Annotated in this window: 19 protein-coding genes and 3 pseudogenes; 11 read left to right on the top strand and 11 right to left on the bottom strand. The window is 58.0% G+C overall.

Features of this window, described 5'->3' with window-relative positions:
• Positions 1 to 68 precede the first annotated feature (68 nt).
• The 4 genes from Q7T45_RS01860 to Q7T45_RS01845 all read left to right on the top strand — a co-directional run bounded on the left by Q7T45_RS01860 (position 69) and on the right by Q7T45_RS01845 (position 6,110).
• Positions 69 to 1,892 carry a hypothetical protein gene (locus Q7T45_RS01860; RefSeq protein WP_304866768.1) on the top strand — a complete coding sequence of 608 codons (1,824 nt, stop codon included), beginning with the start codon at positions 69 to 71 and terminating at the stop codon, positions 1,890 to 1,892.
• Positions 1,893 to 1,898: 6 nt separating this feature from the next.
• A complete protein-coding gene (locus tag Q7T45_RS01855) occupies positions 1,899 to 3,014 on the top strand; it encodes a hypothetical protein (RefSeq protein WP_304866765.1) in 1,116 nt (371 codons plus the stop codon).
• A 162-nt stretch (positions 3,015 to 3,176) separates the two neighbouring features.
• The gene (locus Q7T45_RS01850; RefSeq protein WP_304866762.1) at positions 3,177 to 5,102 is read left to right on the top strand and encodes a hypothetical protein; all 1,926 of its coding nucleotides are present in this window, start codon (positions 3,177 to 3,179) and stop codon (positions 5,100 to 5,102) included.
• Between the two features lie 21 nt (positions 5,103 to 5,123).
• Positions 5,124 to 6,110: a PfkB family carbohydrate kinase gene (locus Q7T45_RS01845; RefSeq protein WP_304866759.1), complete on the top strand. Its 987-nt coding sequence runs from the start codon at positions 5,124 to 5,126 to the stop codon at positions 6,108 to 6,110.
• A gap of 3 nt (positions 6,111 to 6,113) precedes the next feature.
• Here the strand turns inward: Q7T45_RS01845 and Q7T45_RS01840 are convergent, their stop codons facing one another.
• On the bottom strand, positions 6,114 to 6,614 hold the full coding sequence (locus tag Q7T45_RS01840; RefSeq protein WP_304866755.1) for an NADAR family protein: 501 nt from the start codon (positions 6,612 to 6,614) through the stop codon (positions 6,114 to 6,116).
• A 13-nt stretch (positions 6,615 to 6,627) separates the two neighbouring features.
• On the opposite strand from Q7T45_RS01840, the gene Q7T45_RS01835 reads away from it, so the two are divergent.
• Positions 6,628 to 7,044 carry a hypothetical protein gene (locus Q7T45_RS01835; RefSeq protein WP_304866752.1) on the top strand — a complete coding sequence of 139 codons (417 nt, stop codon included), beginning with the start codon at positions 6,628 to 6,630 and terminating at the stop codon, positions 7,042 to 7,044.
• Positions 7,045 to 7,284: 240 nt separating this feature from the next.
• Positions 7,285 to 8,838, top strand: a complete 1,554-nt coding sequence (locus Q7T45_RS01830; protein WP_304866748.1) for a hypothetical protein — start codon at positions 7,285 to 7,287, stop codon at positions 8,836 to 8,838.
• Positions 8,839 to 9,092: 254 nt separating this feature from the next.
• Here Q7T45_RS01830 and Q7T45_RS01825 read toward each other — a convergent pair whose 3' ends face one another.
• Genes Q7T45_RS01825 through Q7T45_RS01815 form a run of 3 tightly spaced genes read right to left on the bottom strand, consistent with a single transcriptional unit; the run spans position 9,093 to position 12,374 of the window.
• Positions 9,093 to 9,545: a Mov34/MPN/PAD-1 family protein gene (locus tag Q7T45_RS01825; protein WP_304866745.1), complete on the bottom strand. Its 453-nt coding sequence runs from the start codon at positions 9,543 to 9,545 to the stop codon at positions 9,093 to 9,095.
• Positions 9,542 to 11,185: a ThiF family adenylyltransferase gene (locus Q7T45_RS01820; RefSeq protein ID WP_304866741.1), complete on the bottom strand. Its 1,644-nt coding sequence runs from the start codon at positions 11,183 to 11,185 to the stop codon at positions 9,542 to 9,544. Before Q7T45_RS01820 ends, Q7T45_RS01825 begins: the two co-directional genes overlap by 4 nt.
• A gap of 40 nt (positions 11,186 to 11,225) precedes the next feature.
• Complete coding sequence (locus tag Q7T45_RS01815) at positions 11,226 to 12,374, bottom strand: CBASS cGAMP synthase (RefSeq protein WP_304866738.1); 1,149 nt, start codon at positions 12,372 to 12,374, stop codon at positions 11,226 to 11,228.
• Positions 12,375 to 12,565: 191 nt separating this feature from the next.
• Here Q7T45_RS01815 and Q7T45_RS01810 point away from each other — a divergent pair, with 191 nt between their 5' ends.
• Together Q7T45_RS01810 and Q7T45_RS01805 are read left to right on the top strand one after the other, a co-directional pair.
• Entirely contained in the window at positions 12,566 to 13,546 is a 981-nt protein-coding gene (locus Q7T45_RS01810) for a CBASS cGAMP-activated phospholipase (protein ID WP_304866735.1), read from the top strand.
• A gap of 19 nt (positions 13,547 to 13,565) precedes the next feature.
• Positions 13,566 to 13,721: pseudogene (locus tag Q7T45_RS01805) on the top strand (DUF2235 domain-containing protein); the annotation flags it as partial.
• Between the two features lie 252 nt (positions 13,722 to 13,973).
• On the opposite strand, the gene Q7T45_RS01800 reads toward Q7T45_RS01805, so the two are convergent.
• Positions 13,974 to 14,447, bottom strand: a complete 474-nt coding sequence (locus tag Q7T45_RS01800) for a hypothetical protein (protein ID WP_304866731.1) — start codon at positions 14,445 to 14,447, stop codon at positions 13,974 to 13,976.
• A 19-nt stretch (positions 14,448 to 14,466) separates the two neighbouring features.
• Positions 14,467 to 15,378 (bottom strand): ATP-binding protein, encoded by a 912-nt coding sequence (locus Q7T45_RS01795; protein ID WP_304866728.1) that lies wholly within the window; start codon positions 15,376 to 15,378, stop codon positions 14,467 to 14,469.
• Between the two features lie 264 nt (positions 15,379 to 15,642).
• Between Q7T45_RS01795 and Q7T45_RS01790 the strand changes: the two genes are divergently transcribed.
• The 3 genes and pseudogenes from Q7T45_RS01790 to Q7T45_RS01780 all read left to right on the top strand — a co-directional run.
• Positions 15,643 to 16,155 (top strand): transposase, encoded by a 513-nt coding sequence (locus Q7T45_RS01790; protein ID WP_304866725.1) that lies wholly within the window; start codon positions 15,643 to 15,645, stop codon positions 16,153 to 16,155.
• 169 nt (positions 16,156 to 16,324) lie between these two features.
• A complete protein-coding gene (locus Q7T45_RS29000; protein ID WP_370691191.1) occupies positions 16,325 to 16,480 on the top strand; it encodes a hypothetical protein in 156 nt (51 codons plus the stop codon).
• Between the two features lie 93 nt (positions 16,481 to 16,573).
• A pseudogene (locus Q7T45_RS01780) lies at positions 16,574 to 16,966 on the top strand (heterodisulfide reductase-related iron-sulfur binding cluster); the annotation flags it as partial.
• 242 nt (positions 16,967 to 17,208) lie between these two features.
• Here the strand turns inward: Q7T45_RS01780 and Q7T45_RS01775 are convergent.
• The 5 genes and pseudogenes from Q7T45_RS01775 to Q7T45_RS01755 all read right to left on the bottom strand — a co-directional run.
• Positions 17,209 to 18,000, bottom strand: coding sequence for a GntR family transcriptional regulator (locus tag Q7T45_RS01775; protein WP_304866722.1), 792 nt, complete (start codon positions 17,998 to 18,000; stop codon positions 17,209 to 17,211).
• 164 nt (positions 18,001 to 18,164) lie between these two features.
• Positions 18,165 to 19,400 carry an NAD(P)/FAD-dependent oxidoreductase gene (locus Q7T45_RS01770; RefSeq protein ID WP_304866718.1) on the bottom strand — a complete coding sequence of 412 codons (1,236 nt, stop codon included), beginning with the start codon at positions 19,398 to 19,400 and terminating at the stop codon, positions 18,165 to 18,167.
• A gap of 180 nt (positions 19,401 to 19,580) precedes the next feature.
• Positions 19,581 to 20,852 (bottom strand): cytochrome P450, encoded by a 1,272-nt coding sequence (locus Q7T45_RS01765; RefSeq protein ID WP_304866715.1) that lies wholly within the window; start codon positions 20,850 to 20,852, stop codon positions 19,581 to 19,583.
• 38 nt (positions 20,853 to 20,890) lie between these two features.
• Positions 20,891 to 21,208, bottom strand: coding sequence for a 2Fe-2S iron-sulfur cluster-binding protein (locus Q7T45_RS01760; protein WP_304866712.1), 318 nt, complete (start codon positions 21,206 to 21,208; stop codon positions 20,891 to 20,893).
• Between the two features lie 739 nt (positions 21,209 to 21,947).
• Positions 21,948 to 23,448, bottom strand: a pseudogene (locus Q7T45_RS01755) (sulfatase-like hydrolase/transferase); the annotation flags it as partial.
• Positions 23,449 to 23,529: the final 81 nt, after the last annotated feature.

Below are 23,529 nucleotides of genomic sequence, written 5' to 3'. Positions count from 1 at the left end.
TGAGACGCGCGACGGAGTACATTCGAGACGATTCCGCATTTCTTGCGATCGTCAGTCCGGAGCCGTTGATGACGTTCGTAGCCAAGCACAAGAAACGGTCGCTTCTTTTCGATCATCCGGTTCGGGTGATTGGAACCCCGGGAAGCGGCAAGACCATGATGGCAAGCTTGGTAGAATTTCGGCTTGTCGAGTCGATTCTTCGCGACCAGAGCAGCGAGAACAATCGGTCGCTTGCCTCCGTTCTGGCGAGCTGTGGCTTCACGGAGAACGAGCGCCCTAAAATCGCGGCAGTCAGAATTCCCATGGAATCGGAATATCGGGACTTCTGGGAGCTGCCCTACGAGCCGGCGGTCAAGACCAAGCTCGTCCTGGCCTTGATCCAGGCTCGGACGATCCTTGCGCTGGTTCGTAACCTGACGTCAAACCGCCGGCGCCGTCTAGGCGACATCAGGTTCATCCCGCGCGAGGGGGCAGGGGCACAGCTCGAACAGATCGGTGGATCTGACGCAGAAAACGTCGTGGCCCGCGCGCGCAGCGTGGAACGCGCCGTTTATTCCGTCGGAGCAAGCCTTCTTCCACCCTCTCTGGATAATATCGCCGAAGAAGCGCGCGAGCCCTACCAGCCCTTCGAGGCAATTCGAGAAATCGAGATCGATTGGGACGGTAAACCTTGTCGTCTGAAACCCCTGACGATACTCGATGACGTCCATACCCTGCATCCCGACCAGTTCGAGGCACTCTTCCGTTCCCTTGCACGTCGCGAGATACGTTTCGCGCGCTGGATGATGATGCGAATGGACGCGCTTTCGCCGAATGCGGTCTTCCGCTCCACCGACGCTGATGCGTTGCCCGGCCTGAAGGTGGAGCGCGACTACCTCGACATCTTCATGCAGACCGATGTCGTGCGGCTCGATGAGCGTCGCCAGTTCCGCAAGATGGCCGCCGACATGGCCGACCGATATCTCCGTCTCGTACAGCCGCTTCGCGACCGGAACTACAATCGGTTCCAGGATCTCCTTGGCGAGGAGTCGCCAAGGCTTTCGGCAAGCCAAGTGAGTGAATTGCGCGCACTTATCGATCGCGAACAGAGAAAGCTGCAGATCTCGCCCGACAGACGGCGGAAAATTCAGCAAGCCGTCGAACGCTACGTCAAGGGGGCGAAATCGCTCGATCTGGGCGAAGAAGTCCAACTCGTAATGACCCGAGTGCTCCTGCATCGGTACGCGGTCCGGACGTCCGGACAGACGGGGAATCTCTTTGCTGACGATCCAGAGCCGCGCCAGCCGTTGAAGGTCAAGAGCACCATCGCCGATGCCGCTCGCCTCATCCTCAATCAATTGTTCAATCGACCATTTCATTTCGGGCTGGACGATCTCTGCGATGCCAGCAATGAAAATGCCGAAGTCTTTCTCCAGTTGGCCGGCGCGCTCGTCGAGCGGATGGAGACCAAGGCGATCAGAAATCAGGATCCCGCGCTGACACCCGCGCAACAGCAGGGTGCGCTTCGCGACAAGTCGGGACAGATGATCGATTCCTGGGGTTTCCCTTTTGCCCGCAAGGTGCGTGCGCTCATCGAGCGGATCGTTGCCGATTGTCGCGAAGTATCTGCCGAGCCGAATGCTCCGCTGGGAGCCGGTGCGAACGCCGTCGCCGTTCTCGAAACCGAGATGAAGGATCTGCTCGCAAGCGACAGCGAACTCGCGCTCATTCTCAAGTTCGCGATCGCTTACGGCGCGATCGTCGCCATCCGCGACTACGGTCAAGGAGGCAAGATCTGGTGTCTCCTGGAGCTATCGGGTCCGGTCTGCCTCGCGAACGGTCTCACGCTCAATCGCGGAGGGTTCTTGGAGCGTCGAGTTTCGGATCTCAGTCTGGTCCAGGAAAAGGTCTAGAAGATCATGCGCCGGCACTGGGAGAATTGCGTCACCCATTTCGATGAAGGCGTGGATCAGTTCATCGATGACTTCTTTTCTCAAACTAGCCGTCGATGTGTTCTCGTCGCGGGCGCGGGGTTCGATCCGAGAGCCCAGAGGATTGCGCGTCAACTGTCCGCCGCGATGGGAGAGCGCGTCCACGGTCTCTTCATACGCGAGGACCGCGGCGATCCCGCCATCGCCCTTCAGAAGCTTGCCGACGAAAATGAAGCCCAGCTCAAAAGCATCATTGCCGATACGACAGTCGCTGATGTTCAGATATTCTCTGCAGATGACGGCGCGCCCATCGGCGGTCACGGCGTCCGGTCGGCTATCGAGGGTTACAAATGGCCCGACGGCATCACCGACATCGTGCTCGACATGAGCGCGCTATCGACAGGAGTTGGCTTTCCGCTGGCCAGGCTGCTGCTCGAATACGCCGAGGCGAGGCCCGCCATAAGCCTTCACTTGATGGTCGTCTCGAATCCGGAACTTGATGACCGGATCGTCGGAGAGCCTTCGGCGCAGGTGCAGTTTGTTCGAGGATACTCTGGCCCTTCCGGAAGCTACGACGCGCTTCCGGTTGCGCGGATCTGGCTGCCTCAGCTCGGGCGAGGGCGGGTGGAAACGCTGCGTAGGATAAGGAACACGCTCGACAGCGTATATAAAGTGTGCCCCGTTGTGCCCTTTCCCGCGCGAAATCCCAGGCGGGCAGACGAACTCCTTGCCGAATATCAATCGCAGCTCCTGAACGAATGGCAGGTCGACGCGAGGGACCTGATATACGTTTCAGAAAGAAATCCGCTCGATTGCTATCGGACGATCTCCACCCTCAAGAAGAGATATGATCTGACCGTAGAGGACGTCTTCTTTCCCCAGATCATTCTTTCACCTTTCGGAAGCAAGGTCACGGCGGTTGGGGCAATGATGGCCGCTCTGGAACATGACTTGTCGGTGCAGTACGTCGAGACACTGCGGTATGAGTTCGATTCCACGGGGGTGAAGGAATCTGCTCCTCCACCTGATCTGGCCGTTCACGTATGGCTTCACGGACCTGTTTATGGGAGCTATGATGTCGGATCCGAGAAGGTCGCCAACTAGACCTACGAACGCCTCCGGGTTTTGGCCTACCCGCTGTGGCAAGCCGGAAACAAGTCAGATGTCGATAATTTCGAAGACTCTCGACGCCGACAAGGCGCCGCCGTTGACCGTGACAACTCAATCACTGAGGATCGCAATCGACGAAGATGTGTCGGCTCGCTCATGACCGCTGTTTTCACATCGAAGCTGGACGGGCTGTCGCACACCGTCTCGGCGGCATGCGGCAATGAGTCAAGCCTCTTGGCCGAGGCCCTCGAACGCGCTGCCGAGTATCCCGTAGCCGCTGTCGGAAGCGGCGGCTCCGCTGTTGCCGCCGAGTTTTTGTCGTCTTGCCGGACGTGGCTGCTCCACTCCGCGACGGCGGTGACAACTCCTATGGCGTTCGCGCTCGATCCGGTGTTGCCGAAGTGGGGGGTCTGGCTCTTTACCGCGAGCGGTGAGAATGCGGACATCCGTGCAGCTTTCCAGACCGCGGTCAACGAACACGCTCGTCGCATCGACGTCGTCACCGCCCGGGGTAGAAACCTGGTCTCTGGCGCGGAAGATGCGAGACTGCACCTCGTCCCCGTCACTGATGAGAAGGACGGTTTTCTGGCAACTCACTCGCTCACTTCGACCGTTACTTCGTTGCTCCTGGCGAGCGATCAGGTCGCTGGATACGGCGTCGCCGAGAGAAGCGACCGCGTGAAGGCAAGATCGGAGGACCTACTGTCGCCGTCGGCCCGGGCTCGTACCATCGAGACGATCGCAAGTACCTGGGGCTCCGAGCGCGATACACTCCTTATCCTGCATGATCCCGCTCTGACCGCTGCGGCCGTTATGATTGAAACCAGTTGTTGGGAAGCCGGTCTCTGCAGGATACAGCGGACCGACTTCCGCAACTTCGCTCACGGGCGACATGTCTGGCTAGATAAGCATGGGGATCGCACCGTCGTGCTTTCGTTGACCTGCGATCGCAGCCGGCCCTTCTGGGAGTCTATCGAATCATGTATTCCCTCGACGGTAGGACGGATCAATCTTGGCTTCGGCGCACCGGGCCGGCACACTCTCTTTGATGCGGTTCTGAGTTCTTTCGGCGTCGTAGAAGGTTTGGGAGCGGCGGTGGGCATCGACCCCGGAAAGCCTGGCGTCGCCGATTTTGGACGAATTATCTTCGAAAGCCAGGATCTTCTTGCCGCGATCGAGGACGAAGATGCGGCCACGCGCCGCAAACGTCGGTCGGAGCAAAGGGCCGACGAGCCAAACAGAACGGCTGCGACTTGGAGCGCGCGCCGCGACGAATTCATCGAGCGTCTTGGAGCCGCGGAGTTCGGCGCCGTCATCTTAGACTACGACGGGACCATGGTCGCGACAGACAAGAGAGGCAAACCGCCCACGGGTCCCGTCATAGCCGGTGTCCAGAAACTCTTGGATGGTGGCGTCGCAATTGCGCTTGCGACCGGCCGAGGGGGATCGGTCGGCGAGGAATTACGAGAGTGCCTTTCGGCGGAGCATTGCGAGCGGGTGTTGGTTGGCTATTACAACGGAGCGTACGTCGCTCCGCTATCGGTCGACATCCGGAATACCGATCTGAAGCCGGATGCCGCGATATTGGAAGCATTCGATAGCATCCGGGCCGAAGGCGGGATGTTCCGGGATGGATGGCTTCCGAAGGAGAATCCCTTTCAGATCACGATCGCCATAGACAAGCTTGCGTCGTCGGCGGACGGGTGGCGCAGGCTGCACGAAATGGTGAGATCACGCTCGGAACTGAAAATGGTTCGCTCCGGTCACTCGATCGACGTATGTCCGGCCTGGGCGGCCAAGCCGCGTGTTTTGGATGCGGTCCGAGGCAAGATGGCAGAAGGCCATCTTCAAATGCTCGCGATCGGCGACAGCGGTGATCGACATGGCAACGACTACGACCTTCTTGGCGGAGACTTCGGATTGAGCGTGGATCGGGTGTGCGAACGCGAGATTTCCTGTTGGAATCTTCTGCCAGGCAACGTTTCGGGTCCTGATGGTCTGTTAAGGATACTCGGCGGCATGCGCCTGACGGGTGTTGGTCGCGCGCGATTGGACGTATCCGTGCTGCGGCGGTCCTGCTAGGATGTTCATGTTATGGTCCAAATGAGATCGCAAGACCCCACGCCTCAATCGGCACGTCCAGCCGTCGCAGGCACAGGTCTGACAGCCGTCGATCGGATCTATTCGGATGACTATGCCGCTCCGGCCGAAGCTCTCGGCGGATCCTGCGGGAACGTTCTCCTATCGCTGGCGATGTTGGGTCATCCTGTTTTCCCGGTCGTCAACCTTGGCGACGACGACTACGGTCGTTTCCTCCTCGACGAGTTCGAGAGGGCCGGGTGCGAGACGCGCTACGTCTCAAGAGCGCACACGGGAAGTTCTCCTGTCATCGTCGAAATCGTCGATACCGTGAATGGGAGCCACCGGTTCACTTCAACGTGTCCACAGACGCTCGTCCGCTTTCCGAAATGGCGCTCGATCGATCACGACCACGTTTGCCGGGCCGCAGACACGTTGAAATCCGTGTCGGTTTTCTACGCCGACCGCGTTTCGGAATCGATCGTGATCGCGATGGAAGAGGCCAAGCGAGCGGGTGCTCTCGTCTTCTTCGAGCCGGCATCCACTGATGATGAGATGTTCGCTAGAGCTGTGCGCTGCGCCACCGTGATCAAGCTCTCCGACGAGACTGCAGGGAAAAGCATCGCGGACCGCAACCTCGATCCAGAAGTCATAGTGATCAGAACCCACGGCGCGTTCGGATTGACGGTTTCGAACAGAAGCGTACATCGTCACTTTCCTTCCAGCTTCGCACCGCGGGTCATCGACACTTGCGGATCGGGCGACATGGTGACGACCGGCCTGCTGGATCTCGTTTTGAGGCGCTGGTATCGGGAAGGAAGCTGGACAGTTGACGATGTCTTCGACGGAGTTGAAGTCGGGCAGCGCCTGGCGGCACTCAATTGCGGTTTCACTGGTGCCCGCGGTCTTTTCCGGGCGGCCGGCGCTAACCACGTCCGTGAGATGCTCGATCGAGGTATCGACGAGGCGTCTACCTCCTACGTGAGCACGCTCGGAACCTGTAACCGCTGAAGCCTATTCAGCGGCCTGCATGGCGATCTTGCGTCGCCGCTTGTTGCTGCCCTGCGCAAGATGGTCGCGAACTTCCATTAAGAGAATCCCGAGCATATTCTTTCCGCCCTTGCCCGGCACTTCTCCCCAAAGCCTATTCACGGCGTTGTCGACGGTTGCAGTCTCGATCAGTACGGCATCCTTCGTGTCGAGGAGAATGGCTGCCAAATCGGGGTGTTCGGTAAACTTTGTCCTGAGCACGCCTCTCATGCGGTCGAACTTAACTCTAGACCAGTCCGGAGCAATATCCCACTGGTAGAGGCCGTGCGCCGCCATCGCGAGCAAAGCCGGCGAAGGTGCGGCCATGAGCCACTCGCGCACTTCTTCTTTGCGCGCTTTTCTAGCTTGGTAGGCATGCTCGGAGGTCGGGTAGACGCGTCCCTCGAACGTGATTGGCCGCCTGTAGAGATTGCTGAACACGCCATACGGCTTTTCGCTTGCACGATAAAAGCGGATTTCCTTCATCACCGACCCCCTTGTGAATATCTACTTTCTGCATTATTGCATAAAAGTGGCGCGCAGAAAAGATGAAATTAAAAGTATTCTTGGACGGCCCGTCAGCCCCGAGGAGGGAGCAGTCGAGGCGGTTGCTTGGGTGGAAAAGCTCAAAAACGAGCTTAATTTAGGCGATTCTGCGCTGGCCAGATTAGTCAGCGTGGACCAGTCGAGCGTTCATCGCGCCCTGAGCCGGAGGCCGCCAAGGCTCACCCCGACTTTGGTCAAGTTATGCAATTATGCAAAAAAACGCCTCGCGGTCGATAGTTCGCAGCAAATCGACAACGGAAAGGAGCAGCTCGCCAAAGCGGTTTCCGGCGTATGGGATGGATCACCAGAGGGACTGAACAAGCTGCTAACCTTCCTACGTGATCTCGGGGATCTCGTCTCTCGCGACTGAGGGAGCTCTTCTTCGGTCAATCGGCAGCTCATCCAGGAGTCGGGAGGTCGTTCCGCTTTCCGAAAATTGCGCCACCCTTGCTCTTCCGAGGATTTCACGAGAACTCTCCACCGAGTGCGGTTTGAGTTGCATTGACGAGTTCGAACCGCATCTCCAGAACCTTAAGAGTCCAATGGTTGGACGTCTTACCCTGACGTGCGCCGATCAATTTGGTTTGCAGCTCGCGATATGGAGCTTTGAATGGGACGCGACCTCGAGCCGGAACGCATCGGTCATATCGGGGAACAACAGTTCCAGCTCCTATGTGCGCAGGCCGATCTGATCTGCAACAAAACCACAGTCGATGTGATGGGTTGGGATTTTCTCGTCGAATTTCCGGTGGAGCACTTCGGGAATGGCGTAGCGCTAGATCAGCAGCAGGCCAAAGCGGTCCGTGTGCAATTGAAATCAACGGTCGGGCGAACGAACAGCCGAGTTCGGTTAAGCCTCTCCGCCGTAGATCGGCTCGCGAAGGATGCGCATCCCTCCGTCATCGTCGTCTTCCGAATAAGCCAAGAAGGCAAGTTCCAGTCTGGCTATCTGGTTCATCTCATTGGCGATGAGCTCGCTAAGGTGTTGAAGAGACTTCGCTTGGCTGAAGCCAACGAGGCGTATGACATCAACAAGGCAGACGTCAGCTACGATTACGAGAAGCTGGGAACGCGCTTCGAGCCTACCGCGGAGGGCTTACTAGAAGCGCTTACCTCCATCTGCCGGGTGGATTCAGCAGCTTACACCATCGAAAAGCAGAGGCAGCTCGCTGAGCTTGGCTATGAAAAGGGAAGATTTGAAGCCGAAGCCATCGCATTTATCGAAGGGCCGCAGCACTTAAACAATGTGCTGCTCGGACTAACTCCGCTGAAGCCTAAGGAGTTTCGCGTTTTCGATACGCGATTTGACATCCGGCTCCCATATCGAGGCACGCTATTCGATGATCTAAGCGAATTGGTTCTTACGCCCCCGAGTCTGGGTTCCTGCATCGTATCGATCCGAGGAGCAGGGTTCGGACAGGCCGCGCGGTTCGATGCCATGGTGTTCATCGGTCCGCCTATCGAAGCCGCCGATGGCCCGGAGCTGCTGATCCGGCATGCCGATTTCCTTATTCGGATCACACGCAGCGGCGCGAAGTTTGAGACTGAACGTGGTCTGGATGATGTTCAGCGCTCTCTAGAACACCATGCGGAGCTCGCGCGAGCGCTCTCGCTCATGGCACGGGGCCAGGCCGAGCTCACAATATCGGGCAATTCACGAATTCCATCCATCACGCTGCCGCTGGGCGATCTGCTCAGTGGCCCCTACGTCGAACAGCTTCCCGCGATCAGCAAATTTCTAGACGGCTGGCAAATGCTCTTGTCGAAGGCCGGTGTTGTTTCGAGCGGAAGTTTCAATTTTGACGAAATCTGGACGGCTGATGAAGCGCAGGTTGCGGTCGAAATGCTTCTCAGTCCCAAACCAGAAACCCGGTTGGAATTCCAAAGTTTTGATGGCGATTATGGAGCGCGCTCTCTTGAAGGTCTCGTTTTCCGCACATGCTCATTGGGCGGCACGAGCTTGACTTACAGTGCGAAGATAACTTTTGAACAATCGGACGATCCCGTCTGGCGATACCGCTCGGTGCAGTTTGAGGCGCTCGACGTTCGTCCGATGGTCGAAGATCTTGAGGAGTACGGCTTCGACCAAGGCGAAGCTCGAGGCATAACCTGGTTGCTCGATCCGCGGAGTTTGAAGTTGGATAGGCAAGCACAGACCAGTTGAATACAAGCTGAGGAACGCGCAGGCCGCCGTACCGAAATCTATCTGTTCGCCGAAACAGGGTTAGTCCCGACTGATGAAGTAGTACGCAAAATGGAGTCAGCTCGCCAGCTGATAAGGTTTGGAGCAAATGGAATCAGTTCGCAGACTGATAAGCTTTCGAGCAAATGCTTATCAGTCTGCGGCTGGATGGGATTCTAACAAAAACTAGTCGGTATTGATCGTAACTAAGTTTTATTACTTACGTTCGGACCGACTTAGCCAACAACGGTCATGTTCATCAACCGGTTGTTTTGGCCTAGATCGCAATAGAATGTGGCGCGGCCGGCTATGAGGAAAATCAGGGCGTCGTGTTGACGTCTCCGCATTTGCTCCACCCAAGTGTTTCGGTCGACGTTGGACGGCTTCGGATAATCTTCTGGATGAGTATGCCATTCTCCGACGAAATTGACCGTTCGACCGCTTGCTCTCCAGGCCGAGTCCGCCGCGCGCTGATGGCCAGGATCTCGGCGAACAAAGCTAAATCGGGTCCGTGAGTCTTCACGCATCGGCGTGGTGCACTGCAGAATCTCGACATGAGGACCGCGGTATGAGCCGAGCAATATGCCGCCGGCCTCTAGATCGGCTTCCGGAGGCTGGGTGAACCTTTGGATCTGCTCTGTGACCTCGTCAGTCAGCGTCACAAGCCGGGCGCCGGTAAGGAAGATCATCGGGCGGAATCGCCACACGCGGGGCAAGTGGCCAGCCGTTTCGGGTTGCGGTCATCAATTCGGTTGGCGCGATGGTGGTCAAGCGTTATCGATCGCCATCTGTGACCCTCGCCCTCATTAGCCCAATCCAGAGCCACGTCGCAGGCGAGGCTTGCAGCTGCGGCTGCTCTGGAGACCGGGAACGGAATGAAGTGAGCGTCGCCACACGCAAGATTCCGGCCGGTCTTGAGCTCAGTATCGCCTTTCAGGAGACGGAAACGAGGTATGCCGGCCAAATCTGTTTTGAGGCATTTCAAGCAGGCAAGATCTGCATCGCCCGCAATGAAGGCGACAGCGGCGGCACCGTTTCCTTCCAGCCACGAAAACAGCACCGGCGGAAAAGTCGGCCGCTTGCCGACGGCAAGCTCGTTGATGGCTATCGATAGCGCCTCATCCCCGGTTGCATCGATCACAAGGTCCTGACGGGACAGAACCTCCATGTTGGCCTGGATCGACCCGGCGATGCTTGCGATCTCCAGGTGGGGAAGTTGCTCCTTCAGAAAATCGGCACAGGCCTCCGCTTTGTTGCGGTCGAGATACGGAGCCCCGAGCAGGTGTCGACCGAGATTTGCGCCCTTGAGGGTGTCATTGTCGGCCAGGGTCAATTTGCCTCCGCCGGCGCCGGCACCGCTCTGACCGAGTTGCTGGGCCAAAAAACCGCCGATGGTACCGCAACCGATAAGTAGGATCCTCTTTCCGGCCAGACTGTTCATGTCACCTAAATTCCTCGAAAACACATATCCTTCGTCGACCGGCACCCCCACGTAGCCGGAAATCTCCACGGCGCCCTCGATATGCTGGAGGGTCTGGGCTAGTTGGGCGCGTCTGTTCGTCAGGAATTCCGGCGTCCTGTACGCCTTTCCGATTTCCGCCGACACGAAGAACCGCCCGTTCCGTGCCGACAGGCATATCCATTGTCCGTGCCCCTTGGATCGGGTGAACGCCTCCTCGAGTTTCCCCAGTGTCGCAGGGGCGACCTGCTGCAGCCAAGCGTTAAACTCGGCCAAATTCTTGGGTGGCCAAGATTGCTTCGGATCAAACGAGAGCACCGGTACGCAAAATACCGGACACAAATATCCCTCTGGATCGGGGTCCAGGCGATCATTTCGTTTGTGGAGCGACAGGAACTTGGACTTGCCGTTTGAGATCAGTATTTTCTGGCGCTCGGAATTTTTGTCGAATTGCAGGAACTGAATTTCCGCGTCGCCCTCAAAATCCTCCGGCAAATCGACCAACACGGTGCCGTCCGACCAATAGGCGCCAAACTCGCCGCCGAGGTCTTCGTCAAGACGGCGGTTGACGGCGTCCCTTATGACCTTGTCCGCACGCTCAAGGCATTGAATGATGGTCTCCGCGGGTTTGTAGCGGTCAAGGACGATCGCCTGTCCGTCCATATAGCAGAACGTGCCGTCGGATCGCAGCACATGCGGTATCTGGCCGGAAGATCCCGCTTCGGGATCGACAAGCTTGATGACCGGGGGCGTTACGAAATCGAGATCGTTGACTGAAACAACAACCGGTATCTTCAGGCCCGTTTCGTCAAGGACGCCTTTGTAGTGCAGTCCCGTCCACGAGTAGTCTCGCGCGAATTTGCGCTGCAAGAAAGCATCGTGTATGCCGCAAAGGGATTTTGTGCGCTTCTCAGGCACTTACCGATTTACCAACCTCGGGTGCGGCCGCAATTCTCACGGGATGAGAGCGCACTTCGGCGTGCGCCGCCTTGGTTACGTCGACGAGGTCGATGCGATCGGGGATCCGGTCTCCGAACAGGCCGTTAAGCTGCCGGACTGCCTCATTGGGGTCGAAGCATTTCTCGACGATCTCGGTCAGCGTCGCCTGGAGTTGGCCGGCCATCTGGACCGCCACGCGCCGATCATCATCGTCAAGCCGCGCGCAGATCTTCTCGTCCGGGTCGGTGGGACTGCAGACGGGACCAGCCAGCAATCGGGGAAGGCGCTCGGCTACGCTCAGCAGAGCCTTATCATCGCGGTCCGGGACGTTCGGCCGACCCAGATCTTCAAAAGCTTCCCACGCGCAAACCATCAGCAGGATTGACGATACTCCATCTAGGTGAGGTCGATTGTGGTCGCGCCATGCCTTCAGGTAACGGCAAACCCGGCGCAGCCGTTCGCCGTAAAGTTCGACCGCATCGACGAACCAATCATGAATCTTGCGCGGATCGGAGGCCTTCCAGCCTTCCTCGCGATGAGCCAGCAGAACGCAATCTGACGGTAGGGCGTCCCAACGATCGATGCTGTCCGCCCGCGCGTCCAATGCTCCATCGAATGTGCGCGCTTGCAGGGCTTTTTCCAGCAGCATGAATTGCGCGTCGGGAATGGCGTATAGGGGGACGTCAATGTGCGCATCGTTTGAAATGATCAGGCGGGCGCAAGTAGGTTTCCTGACGAATTTCCATCCCTCGGTCTTCGCAAGTTCCTGCAGCGCGCGGTCAACTACCGTGAAGAAGGCCGCTGCGGCCACCGACGGTTTGGCCCCCTGAACGAAAGTCATCGGAAGATAGGCGCCGTCATCGAGATCTTTTTGCTGAGGCGGCGTCCACGCCGGCTCGTTGATAGTCTTGTAGGCGTAGCTGCCCTGGGTGAAAAACCGCGGTTGCACCGTAACACCGAACTCGGCCTTGCTGGCTTTGGCGAATTCGGCTCTGAGGCAGCGGCGCACCTTTGCCCGGGCGGCCTTCAATTCGGAGTGGCCGTTATCGTCCAGTTGAAGGTTCTTCAGGAACGACGGTGCATCACCGTTGGAATGGAGCAGTTTGGCGACGTTTGCCATGGTTGTCCTCACCTCTTTGAGCGAGGGAGATTTGAGCGGGGGGCGGCCCCCAACTCGCACAACCGCGCGGTTAACAACTTCTACCTGAGTCGCTCAAAACTTGCAGAACATAAACCGAACATCCATATAGGAGCGGGGTTCCAGGTTCGCAACCCGAGCCAGCCCGGGAGAACCCAAGATAGGAATTATTCATGCCTTTTCAGATACTTGCCTTGAGCGGTGGCGGCTATCGGGGGTTGTTTACCAGCACGGTATTGGCTCGGCTCGAACAACAGGCGCAGCGCCCGATCGGCGATTGCTTTGACCTCATTGCGGGGACCTCGATCGGGGGTGTGATCGCGCTCGGTCTGGCTCTGGGCAAAAGCGCCGAGTCGATCAAGAAGATGTTCCTCGACCACGGCGAGGAGATCTTCACCCGGGGTGAGCCGCCGCGAGGTCGCGTGGCCAAATTAAGGGCGCGCTGGGCACAATGGCGGCAACCGAAATACGACGGCACCGTTCTGAGGGAAAAGATCGAGGCCGTCGTGGGGAAGGACACCAAGCTCGGCGATGCGCGGACCAGGTTGCTGATTCCTTCGGTCAATATGACGAAGGGCAGCGTCCAAATGTTCAAGACTGCCCACCACCAGAATTTTCTGAACGACCACAAACTCTCGGCGGTGGATGTCGCGATGGCGACTTCGGCAGCACCGCTGTATTTCCCGATGGCCAGGCTCGAAAACAGCAACTTTGTCGACGGTGGCATAGTCGCGAACGCGCCTGACATGTGTGCCGTGCACGAAGCGGTCAAATTCCTGGATCAGGACATCAAGGACATCAGCGTTCTCAGCATCGGCACCACGACGAGCAAGTTCTCGCTGCCGAGCTCCCTGGGCCGTAACTTCGGACAGAAGCTTTGGCTCGAGAACGGAAGGCTGGTTTCCACCATCCTGTCCTCGCAACAACAGCTTGTCGACTTCATGCTGAAGCATCAGTTGGCGGACCGCTACGTCCGATTTGACGAACAGCCTTCGCCCGAACAGATCTCCGATCTCGGCTTGGATCTTGCGACCGGCAACCGGCGGCAAACCCTGCTCGGGATGGCAGATGGTTGCTATCAAGCTCTTAGCAATAATCCGCGTGTCCTGGAAATGCTGAACCATCAGCCGCCAAAGCCGATTTTCTATCACTGAGATATTTCTCGGGGCCAGCATGCAACAAAACGTCGTTTTTTTCTCCGACGGCACCGGTCAGGCTGGTGGTTTCCGTTTCGATAAAAAGCGAAGCAATATCTAAAAGCTCTACCGGACGACGCGCTGTGGCCCTGATTCTTCAATCGACCCGCGCGAGCAGGTTGCGTTTTACGATCTGGTCTAGCCGCAAGCGAAACCATGTGACAGCGGTTTATCCAATGATCTGCTTCCCTGGTTCAAAAGCCACTCGCTGAGCCGTCGAACCGGCTAACAAGCGGAGTTTAGGTCTGACAGGTCTGTCGTTCTATCAAAAGGCAGGTTTCATGCCCTGCTGGGTCAGCTATGATAGGACGCGAAGTCTTCGCGTCGCCCGAGGAGTATCGATGCCGCATAGTTCATATGTGCAGTTGTCGCTGAGCTCACGTTCTCAGCCAAATGCCTCCGCCGGTTCGATCACATGCGGAAAGTTTCCGGATGAGACGTCGATTGGGCGGTTGCGAGATGTACTTCGCGACGTGATAACCCGCACGTGACCGGCCGCTACCATCCGCGCAATCGCCTGGTGAGCGCGGGTAGGGATTTTCCTGCCGGCCGCGATATCGTCAGCATTGGGCTCGATATAACTGTGCAGCACCGATCGCCGTTCGTCTGGCGTGCTTGCTAGTTCGTCGAGCAGTTCTGAATACCTTGGGTCCGTGTCAAATGTAGCCTTGTACCAAGCTGCCCAATCCGGCTCGTTGGTCACGCCTCGCAATGCGGCCACCCGGCGCACCAGGTCGAGTGTTATCTCCCAGCCTGTGGGGATTTCGGACGGTCGCGAAACGCCCGAGCCGAGCAGCAGGCAATAGACGCCCTTGTTCTCGTAGATCGAAAACGCCAGGGCCGTTAAAGGGTCAATCAATGTCTTGTTCCGAAATCAGTTAGCCAAATATGCTTTGTTCAGGCTGCGCTAGCCCCGGGGGCGCCGGCGGTGGTTGTCTCAGCGCGTCACTGGCATCCTTCTTTGCCTGGTCGAACGGCCGGCAGAGAAGAATCGGCCGCTCGGCTTTGATCGCCTTGCCCGCGGCCAGGAATTCAAACCGTCCCAGGTTTGGAATCGAGCGCACGTGCTGCGAACTGTAAACGCTTTCAAGGAACGTAAGGCTGGTTTGGTCGATGAGGCTGTGCGTCAGGAAGGTATTGCATTGGGAAAGGATCGTCTTGCTCACCAGGGCCGTGCGCTGGCTAATGACGAGCAAGCCCACGCCATACTTGCGGCCCTGCAACGCGATTTGACCGATGCGGCTGACAACCCACTGGGTGTCGCCATCGAAACCCGAACTGAACGTTTCCGGAATGATGGTGTGCGCTTCTTCCAGGACGATCAGGACCTTGCGCGCCTGGCGATGTTTCCGGGCCCAGGCCATGATCGTCGATAGATACTGCTCCGTTATCCGCAGCGTTGCCTTGGTGTTCGAAATCTCCGTCAGTTCAAGAATCGCAAGCCTTTCAGCGCCTTTCAGGAAGGTCTTAATTTGCGTTTCGACACCTGTCCCTGTCGCAAACTCAATCTGACTAGCAGTTGATCGAGAATCGGGCGATGCTGTTGCGGGATGAGAGATCTTGTCAGGCTCATTGTTTGGATAGTCGAAGATCTGTTTCGGTCGCGGGTAGCGCTCGAGGCTGAAATTCTGACGTTGCGGCACCAGATAAACGTTCTGCGGCGAACCGCTCCTAAGAAACAAACCTTCAGCTCCATCGACCGATTGATTTTTGTTTGCCTCTATCGGCCTCTCCCTGGCGTTCGCGATGCGCTGGCGATTGTTAAGCCGGAGACCGTAGTCAAATGGCATCGCGCTGGCTTCCGATTATATTGGCGCTGGAAATCGAAAGCGCGGGGTGGCAGGCCAACATTTCCGTTGGAGATACGCAAGCTTATCCGCGAGATGAGCATTGCCAATCCCCTGTGGGGAGCGCCTCGGATCCATGGAGAACTCCTCAAGCTCGGCGTCGGTATCGGACAGACCAGCGTGGCCAAGTACATGGTCAGGCGACGAGACCCGCCGTCCCAAGGCTGGAGGACATTCCTCCGCAATCACGCTGATGGGATCGATGCGATGGATATGTTCGTCGTGCCGACAATCTCGTTTCGCCTGCTCTATGGATTGCTGATCATGGGGCACGGCCGGCGACATATTCTGTGGTTTGGCGTCACAGCGCATCCAACCGCAGAATGGATCGCAAATCAGGTCACGGAAGCATGCGGGTGGGAACAGGCTCCCCGCTATCTCATTCGTGACCGGGACGGGGCCTATGGTGAGGTCCTTATCCGCAGACTCCGATCGATAGGCATCCGCGATCGACCGACGTCGCCGCGCTCCCCTTGGCAAAATGGATATGCTGAAAGGCTGATCGGTTCGATCCGACGGGAATGCCTTGACCACGTTATTGTATTCAGCGAACGCCACCTCCGTCACCTACTGCTCTCGTACATGCAATACTACAATGAGGTGCGTACGCATCTATCGTTGAACAAGGATGCGCCGGCACCGCGCCCCATTCAGAGCGCTGGATACATTGTTTGTCGTCCGATCTTGGGAGGATTGCACCACCAGTATGTCCGGATTTGATTTACGACAGGCACAGGCGGATCTAGAGAATGTGTTCGAGTTGGGCTCGCGTTATTCAACGCACAGTTCGGCGCTGCCGTTCCCTCCGGCTGAAAGCCTGCCGGGAGTTACCTCACAGAAGCGGCGATTGTTCCGCAGAAGTCGGAGGTTACCGACACAGGAGATTTCCATGAGCGCGATGAGATTTTCCGAACCGGATCAAGCTATCATCGCGCGCCGCGCCTCCATTGTCGAAGGTCTGGCCAGATTGGTCTCGCTTGGCAGCCTCATCACCTCCAGAGACGAGTGCCGCGCGTATGAGACCGACGCACTCATTGCTTACTGAAAGATGCCGCTTGCTGTTGTGCTGCCGGTCTCAACCGATGAGGTGAGAGCTGTTCTCAAATTCTGCCACGACAATGGCGTCAAGGTTGTACCAGCCTGTTCAATGCAGCACGGGCAGCAGATCAGGGAACAACCCAAACACCTTCTTAAGCCGATGGGATTCGTGGTGAAGGATGTTCCGGAGGGGCACATTTGCTGTGGCTAAGCGGAAGTCTTTAACATACTGCAACCTGAGATCGCGAACCGCCTCCGTTCTCGGAAGGTAAATAACATCGAAAAGACGAAACCCCAGCTCATCGCGAGCGGTAATCTCGGCTGCATCACGCAGATCGGTAAGGGGACGGAAATCCCGATTGTGCATACCGCCGAATTGCTTGATTGGGCGACTGGAGGCCCTGTTCCTTACGCTTTGAATGACTTGATTGCATTGGATTCTGCTTCTTCTGGACTGAATCGCGACGTATCTCCCAAAGCTGGGTTGCTCTGATTGACGGTCCCGGCGGGAACTGGGACTGACTGAATCGCTCGACGTACCGTCTCTGTCGTGGTGGGCTTGTGCCACGTCGCATCCTTCCAGCCAAACGAAAGGAACGCACCATCACAGTCCGGGACTAAACACCTGACGAGGTGCGTGCGTCGGTGACGAGCTCGATTGGAGAACATCGAAGAGGATAGCTCAAATCAAAGTGCCGGAAATCGATTTGCGACGCGGAAAGGTGCTCAAATGTGCTAGCGATCCAGCGTTTTGCGAGAGAAATCGTCGATATAGTCGAGTAAACGCCTCACGGCCTCCTCCGCTTCATCGGGATTCCGGCGGGCGATCGCGTCGGCGATCTCCGCGTGGAGCCGAGCACCCAGCATCATGTCACCGGCAGACTTGTAATTCCGATACCAAAAACGTCGCGCTAGCGGGATCATCAAATTCATCGCACCACTGGCAAAACGGTTGCCGCAGGCGCGGGCGAGCAGCTCATTCAGCTGCGTATCAAGCCGAACAAAGGCGAGATCGTCGTTAGCATCAACTGCTGCATAGATGGCGGCTGCGACCTTGGCGAATTGCGCGATTTCGTCCTCGGCGGCACGCTCCGCAGCCAAACGCGCCATGAGCGATTCCAAAACCCGGCGCACCTCGATAATTCGCAGCTGGGTGCGGACGTCGATCTCGCTAACGAGGACACCATGTCTTCGCAGCACAACAACAAGACCATCACGCGACAAGCGCTGCAGGGCTTCTCGCACCGGTGTGCGCCCGATTCCCAAACGCTTTACGAGGGAGCTTTCCGAAACGCGGGTCCCTGGCGGCAGCTCCAAGGTGCAAATCATCTCTTCGAGAGCACGGTACGCGCAGTCGGCCAAATTGAGCTCCGGCTCCTGGCCTGACTTTGCCTGGCCGTCATTCATGTCACCATTCAAGCCTGCAAGGGTCTCTTTAGCCGCGGCAATGTGCGAAGCGCTCCGGCCGCTCTTTGCCGGTACAGGGCGTTGAAGCTTTCTACGCGGCATATGTGCGCCATCCGCCATGCTAATATAATCCAGACGCGATTTTTGATGTTCCAGTCTGATTGCGTTCAAGTAACGTCGTAGCTCGGTAGCTGTCAACGCTCAAGAAGCGGTGACGTTGTAGCATTTTGGCCGAGCCTCCGTGGGCCGTCGCCTTCCGGATCGCATTCACGGTCTGCTGCGAATCAAGTTTTTGCGCGGGCCGCTGCAAGTAGGTCGAACCGGATATCTGCGGCCTCCTCGGGGGTCAGTCGCGCATTCGTTTTGGCTAAAATCTGGCGTCCCGCGATGTGATCGCGAGGACTGTCAACACTTTCAATGCACACCAGCCTGTTCCCAGTAAAGGAGAAAACCGAGAATTTGCCAGCCGCATAATCGCCGCGTACCACGCAGTGGTCGGCGCTGCTTGCCAGGCCGACCATCTGCAATGACACGCTGTGCTGGTCGGACCAAAACCACGGCACGACGTTGTACGGGTTGGGAGCGCCGCCGGCCAGCATCTGTCCCGCCACTTTGGCCTGATCGGTAGCGTTCTGCACCGACTCCAGTCTCAGCTGCCCGCCGGAAAATGCGGATGGATGGTTGGTCACGTCGCCGGCGGCGAAAATGGATGGGTCATTTGTGCGGGTTAGCGAGTCAACGAGGATGCCGTCGCTGCAGGTGAGCCCCGCCGCCTTGGCGAGTTCGACAGCGGGCGTTACGCCAATTCCCGCGACGACAAAGTCGGCGGCGATTGTTTGCCCGCCGGTGAGGCGCACTCCCGCCGCGCGTCCCTGGCCGTCATTCAGAATAATTTCTGCTCGCGCATTGAAAAGCAGGTTGACGCCTTGTTCCGTATGGCGGCGGCCGAACCAGCCGGAGATCGCCGAGCTCGTGGCGCGCGGCATAAGGCGCGGAAGTGCTTCAAGCACTGTCACGCTCTTGCCCATCTGACAGAGGCTGGACGCTACCTCCAACCCTACGAAGCCACCTCCAATAACAACAGCCGACTGCGCCTGTTGAAGCTGCGAGTTCAACGTCTCGACGTCTGCGAAATCCCTCAGATACAATACGCCGTCCAGCTCCGATCCCGGCAAGGAGAGACGCCGCACGCGAGCACCTGTTGCAAGTCCGAGACGGGAGTATGAAACTTGCTCGCCACCTTGAAGAATGATTCGACGACGATGTCTGTCGAGCGCAACGACACGGCGGCCGGTCAGGCGGACTATACGGTTCCTTTGGTACCAGGACTCGCCGCGCAGGGGGATGTCTGTAACGGCGGTTTTGCCGGTAAGCAGACCTTTCGACAGCGGGGGGCGGTGATACGGTAGGAGCGTGTCCTCGGCTACCAGAACGATTTCGTTCTCCCAGCCTGCGTCGCGAGCCGAAGCTGCCATCTGCACTCCGGCATGTGAAGCGCCGATGATGACGATAGGATCCAAGTCTCTGCGCTCCCGGGGTCAGGTGGCCAACAAAGCAAGTCTGTCGGAAAGGTTAAGTCTGCGCGGTCGAAGTGACAGTCGACGGAAAGGCGATTCGTCTTCCGAGAGCTGGGTGCGTTTGCAGGCGTGCAAAAAGGCGATGCGTGAAGGATCGTCGGCAAACGCTACGAGGCGTTCTCCCTATTGCCGGATGACTACTGGCAATTCCACAATGCCATGCACGAAAGTCGAATATTGGCGCTTGGGGGCCCCGACCACCTCAATCCTGAGGTCGCGGGCGAGAATCTCTTCCCATAGAACGCGCAGCTGCAACTCTGCCAATCGATTTCCAACGCAGCGGTGTACTCCGAAACCGAATGCGATGTGCTTGCGATAGTTGTCGCGACCCAATAGGAAGCGATGGGGCTCTGCGAATTCGTCTTCGTCTCGATTTCCGGAGATATACCACATTACCACCCTCTCGCCTTCGCGAATGGTTTTGCCGGCCAGGTTGGTATCCTGAGTTGCCGTCCGCCGGAAAGCGAGAATTGGCGATTGGAAGCGGATAACTTCGCTTACCATGCTCTCAATCAATTCAGGGTTTGCACGTAGTCTACGCTGCTCAGTGGGGTTCTCGTTAAGGAGGAGGACGCTGGCGCTCATCGAGTTCCGTGTGGTTTCGTTACCGCCGATTATGAGGAGGAGAAGATTGCCGAGAAACTCCTTCTCGGAAATCCCCTGATAGGCTGGGCTATGAGCGATCATGGAGATAAGATTGTTCTCCGGTTGGCGTTTGAGTTTTTCTTCTCGCAGCAGTTTGAACGCATCCAGACATTTCGCGAGTTCTGCGCCTCGCTTCTCCTCGCTATCGATCGGGCCACCAGCTAACAGATCGACGATTGAGACATCCGACCAGTGGGCGAGCAGGCGTCTGTCCTCCACCGGAAAGTCGAAGATGGTTGCAAGAGTCATCGACGTTAGCTCGATAGAAGCGCGGGCTACCCAATCGAACGTCTCATTGCGGGGCAATTGATCAAGAAGCGCTCCAGTCCGCCGCCGTATCGTTCCCTCGATTTCCGCAAGGCTCCCGGCGGATACGATCGGCTGGATGGCTTTCCGTTGTTCTATTTGCTTCGGCGGATCCGATGCGATGAAGCTGCGCAAGCGCTTCTCGGGCGGCTTGTCACCTATGTGCACGCCACCGCGGGCGGTATCGGATGAGAACACGCGCCAGTTTGAATCAACGGCTTGGATATCCTTGAACTTCGTAACTGACCAATGCGCGCCAAAGCGGCTCTTGGGCGTAAAGTGTACCGGATCCTCGCGCCGGAGGCGCTGAAAATACGGCATCCATACCCCTTGCTGAAACAACGCGGCGTCGGCCACTACGATGTCCTCGATAGGCATTTCATAGGCCAGGCGCTCGTGCTCGGACACCAAGTCACGAGCGGCTTCGATGGTGACATCACTCATAAGGAATCTCCTCTCGATGGACGCCGGATGGCGCGCGGTCAGCGGTGTGTTGGAGGCAGACGCAGTACTAGACCGTCAAGCTTTTCGGTCATCCGGATTCGGCACGACAGACGCGAAGTTGGGCTTGGGTCGTCCACGACGCCCAACATGTCGGCTTCCTGCTCTTCCGCGGGCTCAAGCTTGTTGAACCATCCCGGATCGACGTGGACATGACAGGTGGCGCACATGCATTCGCCGCCGCAATCCGCATCAAGAGGAAGTCCATTGTCGACGGCATGCCTCATTGCGCTTGTGTCAGGGATGGCAGCCACCGTCTGCGCCGTACCGTCAGGCAATATGAAGACCAATTTCGACATGGGCGTCCCCGCTTTTTGGGTTTATGCTTCCAGTGAAATTGTATATTAGTAAGATGCAAGGTGGATGTCAATAATCGACAAGGTGGAATCGTGAGGCGTCCGTTTCCTACATCCTTGTCGTATGTTCCTACGAAGGTCGTCGTCAGGCCGGGGGAGCGGCGATTGCTTGCTATGGTGTGCGCCCGGTCACTTCCACCTACCCCCACCTTGCCCTTTTAATGATTTGGACCAGTTCCAGTTTAGCTGCTATCCGGCTGGTCGTGTTCGGGAACGCCTCAGGCGGTTGGGCCGGGTAGGATCTGCCACCCGGGGCTATCCTCGCCGGCGTCAACATCCTCGGCTGGAAATTTTCAGACCATATCGTACCGCACCGCAGCGGGGATGTGTCGCCCCTTTCAGACGCTCGCGCCCTTGGGATAACAATCCGCACAGCTTTGATCCCAGCAGGAGTTGTCCACGCGAGGTGCAGGAGATGCGGTAGCCGGACCTCTGGAGGAGAAAGAGACCACCTGTTCGCTAAGCCGCCATAACGACGGAACCCGGCGGTGTTGGGACCGTTCATAAATACCTTGTCAGCGCTTGCTCTTGAGGGGCTGTGGCCCTGCGGCAAGCCCGGGTCCTGCAATAGCCACCTTGCTTTGCGCTCATATGGGTCACGGATGCTGACGCGCCTTTGATCGCAGCAAGCGTCCGTCCGTGTCTGCGAACACCCGGGATGGAGCGTCTTTTCGGCCGCCTTTAGCTCCGTCTCGTCCCAGTAGCCGATCAGGGCGCCGGCCTTGAGCTGCGCCCGCGCGCTATAGGCCGCGATCCGCTCGTCGCGCGTCGTGATGCGGTTGTGATCGGTGAGCGCCCATTCGAACAGCCGCTCCTTCATCATCTGCCGCTCGGCTTCATGGGCCGGATCGGTGCCGAGGTCGCGCAGTTCGTGTGGATCGCCCTGCAGATCGAACAGCATCGGCCGATAGCCTGGGGCATGGATATATTTCCAGCGCCCGTCAAAGGCCATGAACAGCCGGCATTTGTCGATCGGCTGCCGCAGCGCCTGGCGAACGTCCTGCATCGAGTAATCGTATTCGGAGAACACGCAACGCCGCCAGCCGTCGGGCCTTTGGCCCCGCAACAGCGGCATCAGCGAGCGACCCTCAAGAATGTGGCGCGGCGGCGTACCGCCGAAATACTCGACGAAGGTTGGCGCGAGGTCGATCGCCTCCACCAGAGCGTCGCAGGTCGTGCCACGCGTGGCATCCGCCCGTGGCAACGGATCGACCACGATCATGGTCTGATCGGTGAGGCCGCGCGCATCAAGAAACGCGAAGAGAGGACCGAGCTGATCGTCAATCTGTTTGATCAGGCCCATATAGGCCGGGATCACCCGGCGGCGCACGTCGTCGCGCGAAAAATTCCGCGACACCCGCAGATCCATGAAGGCGTCATAGACGGGGTGCGGGTCGCGCCGCTCCGATTCATCGCGCACCGGAGCAATGACTTGGTTATCGCCATGCATATCATGGTAGGCTGCCGGCGCGATGTAAGGCCAATGCGGTTTGATATAGGACAGATGCAGCAGTCAAGGCCTGCCATCGGCGCTGGCCTCATCGATGAACTGCATCGCGCGCCGCGTCGTATGGGGCGTTTCCGAGTGCTCGTCTGGCACCCGCGCCTGTTTGTCGGCGTGCACCAGCAGCCAGCCGTTCTGCAGCATGCCTGTCAGGCGCGGCGCCGGAATTGGCCCACTCCTTCCACGGATTTCAGCGTCATAGCCCCGGACGCGCAGATACGTGTCGTAAGCCAGCGGCTTGCCGACATAGCATGTGGGGATGCAGACTATCGTCTCGCTCATAGGGCTCGAAGCCGCATTGAGCGGCCTGAACGCCGATCACCGAACATGAATCGATGCCGAGGCGGGTCATCCCTTCGTCATCTGACTTCATGTGCGTCTTGCCGACCAATGCCGTGCGCACGCCGAGCGGCTTGAGATGATCGCCAAGTGTCGGCTCACCGACACGCAACGGGAAATTATTCCAGTTGGAGCCGTGCGAGCGCATGCAACGTCCGGTGTGGTAGCTCATCCGCGACGAGCCGCACACTGGCGACTGCAATAGGCCTGGGGTGAGCCGAACCCCGCGCGCCGCAAGGCGATCGATGTTCGGTGTCTGCAAGAACGGATGCCCCGCGCAGCTCAGATAGTCGAACCGCAGTTGGTCACACATGATGAAGAGGGTATTCGGAGTCGCCATTCCGTTCAGTCCATGCTCCGGCTTGACCGATCGTCCTCAACTGATAAGCTTCGTGTTGAACTTGTCAACAGCGACCACACT

The organism is Bradyrhizobium sp. (genome assembly GCF_030646015.1).
In the GTDB taxonomy this organism is placed as follows: domain Bacteria; phylum Pseudomonadota; class Alphaproteobacteria; order Rhizobiales; family Xanthobacteraceae; genus Bradyrhizobium.
This window is presented reverse-complemented; position numbering and strand designations above follow the sequence as displayed.